At 61.1% G+C, this 11158-nt stretch carries 8 protein-coding genes; 4 read left to right on the forward strand and 4 right to left on the reverse strand.

Annotated elements, in window-relative coordinates; all coding sequences use genetic code 11:
- The first annotated feature begins 181 nt into the window (after positions 1 to 181).
- Together RLEG4DRAFT_RS32110 and RLEG4DRAFT_RS32115 are read left to right on the forward strand one after the other, a co-directional pair.
- The gene (locus RLEG4DRAFT_RS32110) at positions 182 to 862 is read left to right on the forward strand and encodes an amino acid ABC transporter permease (RefSeq protein ID WP_003583061.1); all 681 of its coding nucleotides are present in this window, start codon (positions 182 to 184) and stop codon (positions 860 to 862) included.
- Positions 859 to 1620, forward strand: a complete 762-nt coding sequence (locus RLEG4DRAFT_RS32115; protein WP_003583063.1) for an amino acid ABC transporter ATP-binding protein — start codon at positions 859 to 861, stop codon at positions 1618 to 1620. The genes RLEG4DRAFT_RS32110 and RLEG4DRAFT_RS32115 overlap by 4 nt, the downstream gene beginning before the upstream one ends.
- A 55-nt stretch (positions 1621 to 1675) precedes the next feature.
- Here RLEG4DRAFT_RS32115 and RLEG4DRAFT_RS32120 read toward each other — a convergent pair whose 3' ends face one another.
- The 3 genes from RLEG4DRAFT_RS32120 to RLEG4DRAFT_RS32130 form a co-directional block, all read right to left on the reverse strand.
- On the reverse strand, positions 1676 to 2248 hold the full coding sequence (locus tag RLEG4DRAFT_RS32120; protein WP_003583064.1) for an NADPH-dependent FMN reductase: 573 nt from the start codon (positions 2246 to 2248) through the stop codon (positions 1676 to 1678).
- 186 nt (positions 2249 to 2434) lie between these two features.
- Positions 2435 to 5899 (reverse strand): pyruvate carboxylase, encoded by a 3465-nt coding sequence (pyc, locus tag RLEG4DRAFT_RS32125; protein ID WP_003583067.1) that lies wholly within the window; start codon positions 5897 to 5899, stop codon positions 2435 to 2437.
- 289 nt (positions 5900 to 6188) lie between these two features.
- On the reverse strand, positions 6189 to 6944 hold the full coding sequence (locus RLEG4DRAFT_RS32130) for a LuxR family transcriptional regulator (protein WP_003583069.1): 756 nt from the start codon (positions 6942 to 6944) through the stop codon (positions 6189 to 6191).
- Between the two features lie 322 nt (positions 6945 to 7266).
- On the opposite strand from RLEG4DRAFT_RS32130, the gene RLEG4DRAFT_RS32135 reads away from it, so the two are divergent.
- Both RLEG4DRAFT_RS32135 and RLEG4DRAFT_RS32140 read left to right on the forward strand, forming a co-directional pair.
- Positions 7267 to 9030, forward strand: a complete 1764-nt coding sequence (locus RLEG4DRAFT_RS32135) for a glucan ABC transporter ATP-binding protein/ permease (RefSeq protein ID WP_003583072.1) — start codon at positions 7267 to 7269, stop codon at positions 9028 to 9030.
- A 415-nt stretch (positions 9031 to 9445) separates the two neighbouring features.
- Complete coding sequence (locus RLEG4DRAFT_RS32140) at positions 9446 to 9799, forward strand: VOC family protein (RefSeq protein ID WP_003583073.1); 354 nt, start codon at positions 9446 to 9448, stop codon at positions 9797 to 9799.
- Between the two features lie 51 nt (positions 9800 to 9850).
- Here RLEG4DRAFT_RS32140 and RLEG4DRAFT_RS32145 read toward each other — a convergent pair whose 3' ends face one another.
- On the reverse strand, positions 9851 to 11089 hold the full coding sequence (locus tag RLEG4DRAFT_RS32145) for an OpgC family protein (RefSeq protein WP_003583075.1): 1239 nt from the start codon (positions 11087 to 11089) through the stop codon (positions 9851 to 9853).
- Between the last annotated feature and the right edge of the window lie 69 nt (positions 11090 to 11158).

The raw sequence follows: 11158 nt of genomic DNA on the forward strand, positions 1-11158 counted from the left end.
CTCCCCACAAGGGGGAGGGGCTTTAGCGGTGCAACGCCGCGTCTGAAAATAAATGTCTCGACTTGCAGCTTGGTCGCTATTTCGTGACGGGCGAGAGCCAGATTAAGTCCCTCCCCCTTGTGGGGAGGGGTTGGGGAGGGGTATTCCGAGGTACGACGATCCAACCGAGAGGGAACATTCCTTGCCGCACTGGCTCCAATTGATGGCGGAATCGCTCCCCTCGCTCCTCTGGGCGGGACTGATCTTCACCATCCCCCTCACGCTGCTTTCCTTCGCCTTCGGCTTGATCCTCGGGCTGATCACCGCGATCGCCCGGCTTTTTGGTCCCGCGCCTGTCGCGGCGATCGCCCGCTTCTATGTCTGGGTCATCCGCGGCACGCCGCTGCTTGTCCAGCTCTTCGTGATCTTCTATGGCCTGCCGAGCATCGGCATCCTGCTTGACGCCTTTCCCGCCGCCCTCATCGGTTTTACCCTGAATATCGGCGCCTACAGCTCCGAGATCATCCGTGCCGTCATCTCCTCGGTGCCCAAGGGCCAATGGGAGGCCGCCTATTCGATCGGCATGAGCTGGCGCCAGGCGATGAGCCGCACCATCCTGCCGCAAGCCGCCCGCGTCGCCGTGCCGCCGCTGTCGAACACCTTCATCTCGCTGGTCAAGGATACGTCGCTCGCCGCCGCCATCACCGTGCCGGAACTCTTCCAGGCAGCACAGCGCATCGTCGCCACCACCTATGAGCCGCTGATCCTCTATATCGAGGCGGCGCTGCTCTATCTCGTGCTGAGCTCCGTTCTCTCGCAGCTGCAGGTGCGGCTGGAGCGCCGCTTCGCGCGGTATGGCGGCATGCTGGAGGCCAATGCATGATCGAGCTTTCCAACATCGAAAAGCGCTTCGGCGACGCCGTCATCCTCAAGGACATCAGCATCCGTATTCCCGAAGGCAGCGTCACCGCGCTGGTCGGACCGTCCGGCGGCGGCAAGAGCACGCTGCTGCGCTGTATCAACCTGCTCGAAATCCCGACGGCCGGGGCAATCCGCCTCGGAGAGGAAACGCTGTCCTTTGCACCGGGCAAACGTACGAGCTGGCAGGCGATCCAGAAGATCCGCCGGCAGACCGGCATGGTCTTCCAGAATTTCCAGCTTTTCCCGCATCAGACCGCGATCGAGAATGTCATGGAAGGCCTGGTGACCGTGCTGAGATGGCCGCGGGAAAAGGCCCGTGAACGCGCCATGGAGCTCTTGACCAAGGTCGGCATGACCGAGAAGGCAAACGCTTGGCCGTCGACGCTCTCAGGCGGTCAGCAGCAGCGGGTGGCGATTGCTCGCGCCTTGGCGCCGTCGCCGCGCGTGCTTCTCTGCGACGAGCCGACCTCGGCGCTCGATCCGGAACTTTCGGCCGAAGTGGTTGATGTGCTCGGCCGTCTCGCCAAAGAAGGCACGACGATGGTGATGGCGACCCACGATCTCAGGCTCGCTTCGAAGATCGCCAATGACGTCGTCTTCCTGGAAGCCGGCAGTGTGGTCGAAACCGGCAGCGCCAGGACGATCTTCACTGCGCCGAAGCGCGAACGAACCAAGCGCTTCATCTCGACGATCAACGCCGCCCATACCTACGACATCTGAATGTCTCACGTGAATCGTGATTCACGTGAGACGCTTTAGGTCTAAGCGGGCCTTCTCAGGCCGAGGTGACGACGGCGCGCGCAGCCTTCAGCGCATTGCCCCACCATGTGATCTGATCGAGCAGGTTCTTCGCGGCCTCGTTGAGATGGGCGTAATCGCCAAGGCTCTTGCCCTCCTTGAGAACGGCAAGATATTCGCTGAAGGCGATGTGGACGCCGGTCTTGACGGAAGCAGCACTCATTTCCACGAAGATCAGGCGCAGCTGCTCGACTGCACGGGCGCCGCCGACGCCGCCGTAACCGACGAAACCGACCGGCTTCTGGATGAATTCGCCGAGATCGATGGCGTTCTTCAGAACAGCCGTCGGCGCATGGTTGTACTCGGCGACGGTGAATATGAAGCCGTCGAACTCGCGCAGCTTCTTTTTCCAGCGCTCAGCGGAGTCGCTTTCCGCCGTCGTGGCGCGCGCTTCGCCGAAGAAATGCATGGGATAGTCGAGAAGATCGAGAAGCTCGACTTCCAGATCGGGGCGCTGGCCGACCAGTTCGGCGATCCACTTGGCCGGATGTTCGGCAAAACGGCCAATACGCGTGCTGCCGACAATGACGGCAATCTTCAGCTTAGTCATGGAGATGATTTCCTGATTGGTCTTGGGGGGCGGATGGTGGGAGCGCAAGTCTATGAGAAAGCCTCCTCACCGGGCAAGGCGAGGAGGCGGCTAACGCTTCGAAAAAATCAGCTTTTTAGCAGCCCGATCAATACACAATCGGGTGATTGGCTGTAGATCGGCGGCTCCAGAACAGCCGCCGATTGCTCAACCGCCATAGACGACGAGCAGGTCCTTGGCGTCGATCTGGTCGCCCGCCTTGACCAACACTTCGGCGATGGTGCCGTCCTTTTCCGCGTGCAGCGCCGTTTCCATCTTCATCGCCTCGATCGAGACGAGCACGTCGCCGGCACTGACGGCCTGGCCCGAAGAGACGAAGACGCGTGAGATGACGCCCGGCATCGGCGCACCGACATGGACGGCATTGCCGGGTTCGGCCTTGCGGCGCACGGCTGCCCCCGTCGCCCCATGGGCCCGGTCCGGCACCTTGATGCGGCGCGGCTGGCCGTTGAGCTCGAAGAAGATGGTCACCATGCCCTGGCTGTCGGTCGCGCTCATCGCCTGGTTGACGATGACGAGCGTCTTGCCGCGTTCAATATCGGCAAACAGCTCTTCGCCATCCCCAAGCCCGTAGAAATAGGCAGGCGTCGGCAGCACCGAAACCGGGCCGTAGGTATCGGAGGCGAGCGCGAAGTCGGTGAAGACCTTCGGGTACATCAGGTAGGAGGCGAATTCGAAGTCGCTGATCTCACGTTCCAGCTTCGTCTCGATGACTTTGCGCTCCGCATCGAGGTCGGCATCGGCGAGCAGCGAGCCGGGACGCACCGTATAGGGCTTGTCGCCCTTCAGCGCCTTCTTCTGCAGCGCTTGCGGCCATCCCGACGGCGGCTGGCCGAGATCGCCCTTCAGCATCGATACCACCGATTCCGGGAAGGAGACTTCCCGCTCGGGGCTGACGACATCGGCGACCGTCAGGTCCTGGCTCACTATCATCAGCGCCATGTCGCCGACGACCTTGGAGGACGGCGTTACCTTGACGATATCGCCGAACATCTGGTTGGCGTCGGCATAGGCCTGCGCCACCCGGTGCCAGCGGGTCTCCAGACCCAGCGAACGGGCCTGTTCCTTGAGATTGGTGAACTGACCGCCCGGCATTTCATGCAGATAGACTTCCGATGCCGGACCCTTCAGATCGCTTTCGAAGGCAGCATACTGGTTGCGCACCGCTTCCCAATAGAAGGAGACGCGGCGGATCCATTCCGGATCGAGGCCCGGATCGCGCTCCGTACCGCGCAGCGCCTCGACGATCGAGCCGAGACAGGGCTGCGAGGTGTTGCCCGATAGAGCATCCATCGCCGCATCGACGGCATCGACGCCGGCGTCGACCGCGGCAAGGACGGTCGCCGCCGCAATGCCCGACGTGTCATGCGTGTGGAAATGGATCGGCAGACTGGTCGCTTCGCGCAGCGCCTTGAACAGAACCTTTGCCGCCGCTGGCTTCAGCAGGCCGGCCATGTCCTTGAGCGCGATGATGTGGGCACCGGCCTTTTCCAGCTCGACCGCAAGATCGGTATAATATTTCAGGTCGTATTTCGGACGGGCCGAGTTCAGAATATCGCCGGTATAGCAGATCGCCGCCTCGCAGAGCTTGTTCTCCTCGGCGATCGCATCCATCGACACCCGCATGTTCTCGACCCAGTTCAGGCAGTCGAAGACGCGGAAGAGATCGATGCCGCCGCGGGCCGCCTGGCGGACGAAGTACTTGACGACATTGTCGGGATAGTTGGTGTAGCCGACACCGTTGGCGCCGCGCAGCAACATCTGCAGCAGCAGGTTCGGCGCGCCCTCGCGGATCAGCGCCAGGCGCTCCCACGGATCTTCCGTCAGGAAGCGCATCGAGACGTCGAAGGTGGCGCCACCCCAGCATTCGAGCGATAGGAGGTTCGGCAGCGCATGCGCATAGGTGCCGGCGATGCGGGCGATGTCATAGGTGCGCATGCGGGTGGCGAGCAGCGACTGATGGCCGTCACGCATCGTCGTGTCGGTCAGCAGCACGCGCTTCTCGTTGCGCATCCATTCGCCGAACTTCTTCGGGCCGAGCGTGTCGAGCAGCTGCTTGGTGCCGTCCTTGACGCCATTGCCATTGGCATAGGGCACCACCGGCTGGGCGGCGTTTTCCAATGGCCGCGGCCGGTCCTTGGCCTCGGGATGGCCGTTGACGGTGACGTCGGCGAGATAGGTCAAGAGCTTCGTCGCGCGGTCCTGGCGCTTGACCTGCTGGAAGAGCTCCGGCGTCGTGTCGATGAAGCGTGTGGTGTAGCTGTTGTCGCGGAATTTCGGATGGCCGATGATCGCTTCGAGGAAGGTCAGGTTGGTGGCAACGCCGCGGATGCGGAATTCGCGTAGCGCCCGGTCCATGCGGCTGATCGCTTCCGACGGATTCGGCGCCCAGGCCGTGACCTTGACGAGCAGCGGATCGTAATAGCGGGTGATGATGGCGCCCGAATAGGAAGTGCCGCCGTCGAGGCGGATGCCGAAACCGGAGGCCGAGCGATAGGCGGTGATGCGGCCGTAATCCGGAATGAAGTTGTGCTCCGGATCTTCGGTGGTGATGCGGCATTGCAGCGCGTGGCCGTTGAGGCGGATGTCGGCCTGAGCCGGAACGCCTGATTCCGGCGTCCCGATCGCGGCGCCGTCAAGAATGTGGATCTGCGCCTTGACGATGTCGATGCCGGTGACGACTTCGGTCACCGTATGCTCGACCTGGATGCGCGGATTGACTTCGATGAAGTAGAATTTGCCGGTATCGGCATCCATCAGATATTCGACGGTGCCGGCGCCGATATAGTTGGTCGCCGCGGCGATCTTCAGCGAATAGGCGGCAAGCTCCTGGCGTTGCGCTTCCGAGAGATAGGGGGCCGGCGCGCGCTCGACGACCTTCTGGTTGCGGCGCTGGATCGAGCAGTCACGCTCGAACAGATGCACGACATTGCCGTGTGTATCGCCGAGAACCTGGCTTTCGACGTGGCGGGCGCGCTCGACGAGCTTTTCCAGATAGACCTCGTCCTTGCCGAAGGCCGCCATCGCCTCGCGCTTGGCCTCGGTCACCTCACGGGCGAGATCCTTCGGATCGCGGATGGCGCGCATGCCGCGCCCGCCGCCACCCCAGGAGGCCTTCAGCATGACGGGATAACCGATCTCTTTCGCCATCTTCGCCACGACGGCCATATCGTCTGGCAGCGGCTCGGTCGCCGGCACGACGGGCACGCCGACCGAGATCGCCAGATTGCGGGCCGCAACCTTGTTGCCGAGCTGGCGCATCGTGTCGCCCTTCGGGCCGATGAAGATGATGCCGGCCTCGTTGCAGGCATCGACGAATTCGGGGCTTTCCGACAGCAGGCCGTAACCCGGATGAATGGCGTCGGCGCCCGAAAGCTTGGCGACGCGGATCACCTCGTCGATCGACAGATAGCTTTCGATCGGTCCGAGATCACGCGCAAGATGCGGGCCGCGGCCGACCTGATAGCTTTCGTCCGCCTTGAAGCGGTGTAGCGCCAGTTTGTCCTCTTCTGCCCAGATCGCCACGGTTTTTATTCCAAGCTCGTTGGCCGCGCGGAACACGCGAATGGCAATTTCGGAGCGATTGGCAACGAGAATCTTGGAAATGGGCAAAACGGTCTCCTCAGACGTTCAGACGCGGGCATGCTGCACCCGCGAAGGAAATTCTTAACTTCTTGTCACAAGAAGTTCAATTTCTCTTGCGACTGCGAAATGCAATTTCTCGCCATTCCTATGCATCTCGCCCGGACGTGTGCGGCGGTTCGGGAGAAAGACATGCAAAAACAAAGCTAAAGCGCGCGCATCATTGAAATTCGATGCGAGTGCCGGAGCGGCTTAAATCTGATTCATTAACGAAATCAGAGAAATAGCATGAAATTCGCTGATATGTCGGTGTCATGCTTTAGCTTATCAGGCGGTGACGGAAGGCAAGCGCTACCGCCTGCTGCCGGTTTTTCGCTTTCAGCTTGTTCTGCAAGCCGTTCATATACCAGTCGACTGTGTGGTTTGAGATCTTCAGCATCTTGCTGATTTCCATCGAGGTCATGCCTTCGGCGAGATAATGCAGGATCTCCATTTCGCGTCGCGTCAGCGGGGTGTCGGCCGGCAGGACGGTTTCCAGCGCCTGAGCCTCGTCTTTCAGTTCGAGCAATCGCCAGAAGCTCTTGCGCGCCACTGCCTCAAACAGAGCGATCTCCACCGGCGAAAGCTCGACAGGTTTGCCGGCGAGACTGAGGCTGCCGAGAATGCCGTTCCGTCCGTGGATGGGAAAGATATAGCCGTCTTCCAGTCCGTGACCGAAGGCATCGACCATCATCTGCTCCATGCGGCGCTGCTGCGCATCCTTGCCGAAGGCTGCCAAACTTTCCCGCCAGCGGAAAGGCCGCTGCGCATGGGCGAGATAACGCACCATCGGATCGATCAGGGCATATTTCTTCGCCGTATAGATTTGCGGCCATTGTTCCGGCCAGCGGCCGGCAAGCGTCGCAGCCCGTGGTTCCGGATGCCGCTGCGCCGGATTTTGCGGCAAATGGCGATGCAGGCCGTAATATTCGAAGCCGCAATCCTCGATTACCTGCTCCAGCTCGGTGACCACGGCCCGAGGGTGCGAAGTTTCTTCCAGAATTATAAGCAACTGAATCAGCAAATTAATATTCACAAAAATGCCCCTTGCCCGGACGTGATGCCCGCATCGAGGCCGTCGGCGGCTTGTCAGATGGGTCGCGAAACGGTCTTCTCAAAAAATGCAGTCTCTAATTTTAATGCTGCGCTAAACTTTTATTAAAATGCAAGCGCAAATTGTCGCGGGATATAACCGAGCCGCAGTTGGGTTGCCATAGTCAATCTCGTCGCATCCTGCGATAGTACATTTGGGTTAATCGTCGATTGGATCGCCCCCCGAATGCGCCGTTAATCGCCGGTTCAGGTAGCCTTTTGTAGCATCGCATCATCCCGTTTCGCAGATGCACAAGAGGTTCGACGTGACACTATTCAAGGTCTATGCAAGAGCTCTGCGCTATCTTGGCGCCTACAAGCTGCGCGTATCCCTGGTCGTGGTGGCAAACATCGTTCTGGCGACGATTACCATCGCGGAGCCGATCCTGTTCGGTCGCATTATCGATGCGATTTCCGGCAAGGGTGAGGTCAAGCCTATCCTTTTCATGTGGGCGACTTTCGCCGTTTTCAACACGATTGCCTTCGTCCTGGTCGCCCGCGAGGCAGACCGGCTGGCCCATGGCCGGCGGGCAACGCTGCTGACGGAAGCCTTTGGCCGGATCATTTCCATGCCGCTTGGCTGGCACCATCAGCGCGGTACCTCCAACGCGCTGCATACATTGCTGCGCGCCTGCGAAACGCTGTTCGGCCTCTGGCTGGAATTCATGCGTAACCACCTGTCGACGGTCATCGCGCTTGCTCTTCTGATCCCGACCGCAATGTCGATGGACCTGCGCCTTTCCGCCGTGCTCATGGTGCTCGCCGTCGCCTACTGGCTGATCGGCCGCGTCGTCATGAGCCGCACCAAAGACGGCCAGGCTTCGGTCGAAAACCATTATCATACCGTCTTTTCGCATGTCAGCGACTCGATCAGCAACGTTTCGGTCCTGCACAGCTACAATCGCATCGAGGCTGAAACCCGGGCGCTGAAATCCTTCGCCGACCGCCTGCTCGAAGCCCAATATCCGGTGCTCGACTGGTGGGCGATTGCCAGCGCACTGAACCGTATGGCATCGACCATTGCCATGATGGTGGTCCTGATCATCGGCACCATGCTCGTTCAGGCCGGCCAGCTGCGCGTCGGCGACGTCATCGCCTTCATCGGCTTTGCCAACCTGTTGATCGGCCGCCTCGATCTGATGCGCCAGTTCGCCACGCAGATTTTCGAGGCCCGTTCCAAGCTCGAGGAATTCTATGCGCTGGAAGACTCGGTGCGTGAGCGCGAAGAACCGGCCGGCAACGGCGAGATCAAGGACGTCAAGGGTGCAATCGAGTTCCGTGACGTCTCCTTCGGCTTCGGCAACAGCTCGCAGGGCCTGCACAATGTCTCCTTCTCGGTGAAGGCAGGCCAGACGGTTGCGATCGTCGGCCCGACCGGCGCCGGCAAGACGACGCTCGTCAACCTGCTGCAGCGCGTTTACGACCCCCAGGATGGCCAGATCCTCGTCGACGGCAACGATATCACCAAGGTGACCCGCAAGTCGCTGCGCCGCCACATCGCCACGGTCTTCCAAGATGCGGGCCTGCTGAACCGTTCGATCAGCGAAAATATCCGCCTTGGTCGCGAAGGTGCCAGCGAAGAGGAAATGCGCCGTGCGGCCGAAGCCGCCGCCGCCGCCGATTTCATCGAGACCCGTCAGGATCGCTACGATACGCATGTCGGCGAGCGCGGCAACAAGCTCTCCGGCGGCGAGCGCCAGCGTATCGCCATTGCCCGCGCCATCCTCAAGGACGCGCCGATCCTGGTGCTCGACGAGGCGACCTCGGCGCTCGACGTCGAGACCGAAAACCGCGTCAAGGCCGCGATCGACAATCTGCGTGAGAACCGCACCACCTTCATCATCGCCCACCGCCTGTCGACAGTCCGCGAAGCCGATATGGTGCTCTTCCTGGATGACGGCCGCGTCGTCGAACAGGGCAGCTTCGACGAGCTCAGCCACAGCAACGGCCGCTTCGCCGCCCTGCTGCGCGCCAGCGGCATCTTGACGGACGAAGAGGTTCGCAGGGCTCATACCACCGAAGCCGCCTGATCGCTTCGCGTTTCAAGACAAGGGCCGGAAGGGTAGCACCCTTCCGGCCTTTTTGTTTGGATAGGGGTTGGGTTGCGCATCGAACTCGACGCCACGTTTAAGGACTCCCAAAACGCTACGACGACACGCACTAGCCACATGCCGTGTGGCACCCCCCTCTGCCCTGCCGGGCATCTCCCCCACAGGTGGGGAGATTGGATGGGCGTGATGGTTTCCCCCAGCCAACCACCGCATAGGTATTTCGATACGGCAGAGAGGGACCGAAGTTCCCACCTCTTGCCGATCTCCCTCCTTGTGGGGGAGATGCCCGGCAGGGCAGAGGGGGGTGCCACACGGCATGTGTAAGCCATATCGCTTGATGCCCCACCGATCCTCCCCTAACTTCCGCCTGTCCCCAAGCACAGGAGAAACACCCATGAAGGTCCTGCGCATCGTCGCCAACATCGAAGCCCCTGATATCACCCCGGCCCGGCGCTTCTATCAGGAGATCCTCGGTCTTGACGTCATCATGGATCACGGCTGGATCACCACATTCGGTGCTGCGAGGCCGATGAACATCCAGCTCAGCATCGCCAGCGAGGGCGGTTCCGGAACACCGGTGCCGGATCTCTCGATCGAGGTTGACGATCTCGATGCCGTGTTCGAGGCAATGTCGGCTGCCGGCTTTCCGATCGAATACGGCCCGGTCGACGAGCCCTGGGGCGTCAGGCGCTTTTATGTGCGCGATCCCCTGGGCAAGCTGGTGAACATCCTCACCCATAAAAATTGAGCCGGCGGCCATCGGCCACCGGCTCCTTCATCTCACAGGTACGTCCGAGATTTATTTCCGATCGTTGCGGCGATAGGCGTTTGCCGTTCCGCCGATGCGGACGGGCACCGGGATGGTGGCGGGCTCGGTGACGAGTTTCCCCTTGACCTTGCTCTCTCGGCGCTTGCGTTCGAGGTAATAGGCATAGGCGAATTGCGTCGCGATGCCGGCGATCACGAAGAGCGGACCGACCAGCGGGTCTTTGTTGGTGATATAGAGCACCACCTGACCGATCATGGCGAGGATCGTGCCGGCGACGAAGATGTTCAGCGAATGGCGGCCGAGAATGGTCAGCGGATGGTCTGCAGGACGGCGCAGAATGCGCGAGAACGCCGGAATGCTGATGACGAGATAGGTCAGCGCCAGCACATGCAACAGCCGCGGTAGCGACAGGAAGGTCTTGTCGAAACCGGTGATGACGGTCGGCAGGCCAAGGGCTGCCAGTGAATTGCCGAGGGCCCAGAGATGGCCGGTCACCCAGATGAAGGACAGCGCGACGTAAGCGGCCGCAATCGCAAGCAGCAGCGGATGCCGCGGGATCGTGCCGCCCCGCTTGATATGCAGCATCGAAACAATGCCGATCGCAAACAGGAACTGCCAGGAAAGCGGATTGAGGAACCAGTAGCTCTCGATCAGCATGTTGTGCGGCGCCACCTGGTAGATGCCCGCAAGCAGCCAGACCGTGCCGGAGACGGCGAGCGCCAGCAGCGGGCTGCGTGCATTCAGGAGCAGGATGATCGGCACCATCAGCATCAACGCGCCGTACATCGGCAGGATATTGTTATAGCCGATCTGGTGGCCGAGCAGCAGCAGCGCCGGAATACCTTCCTTCAGGTTCATCAGCAGCGCGAGAATATTGATTTCGACCAGCAAGCCCGGCCGGTGAAACAGCCAGGCGCCGCAGATGAACAGTGCCAGCGTCATGAAGGTGGTGATCATATGAGCGAGATAGAGCGTGAAGGCGCGCTTGACCGCCTTGAGCGCCATCTTGAGCCGGTTACCCGGCCGGAACCCGGAACCATAGGCAAGGCCGACGGCAATGCCGGAGATCAGCACGAAGGCCTCGGCGGCATCGGAGAAGCCGAAATTCTTTGTCGTCACATATTCGAAGATCTGTCCGGGAACATGATTGATGAAGATCATGATCAGGGCGAGGCCACGCAAGACGTCTAGCCGGGTATCGCGCTGCGGTGCAGCGGCGGAGAAGGAACTGCGCTCGGTGCCGATGGCTTCGGTCCGCGTGCTTGCCATAGGGGTGTCTCCTGTTGTCCGATTTGCAAACGCGACGACGGCCAAAAGGGTTCCCTTTTGGCCGTCGCG

This window comes from Rhizobium leguminosarum bv. trifolii WSM2297, assembly GCF_000271845.1.

Coding starts and splice junctions, on each gene's coding strand:
- RLEG4DRAFT_RS32115 (WP_003583063.1), top strand. CDS start 859: ATGATCGAGCTTTCCAACATCGAAAAGCGCTTCGGCGACGCCGTCATC.
- RLEG4DRAFT_RS32140 (WP_003583073.1), top strand. CDS start 9,446: ATGAAGGTCCTGCGCATCGTCGCCAACATCGAAGCCCCTGATATCACC.
- RLEG4DRAFT_RS32145 (WP_003583075.1), bottom strand. CDS start 11,089: ATGGCAAGCACGCGGACCGAAGCCATCGGCACCGAGCGCAGTTCCTTC.
- RLEG4DRAFT_RS32120 (WP_003583064.1), bottom strand. CDS start 2,248: ATGACTAAGCTGAAGATTGCCGTCATTGTCGGCAGCACGCGTATTGGC.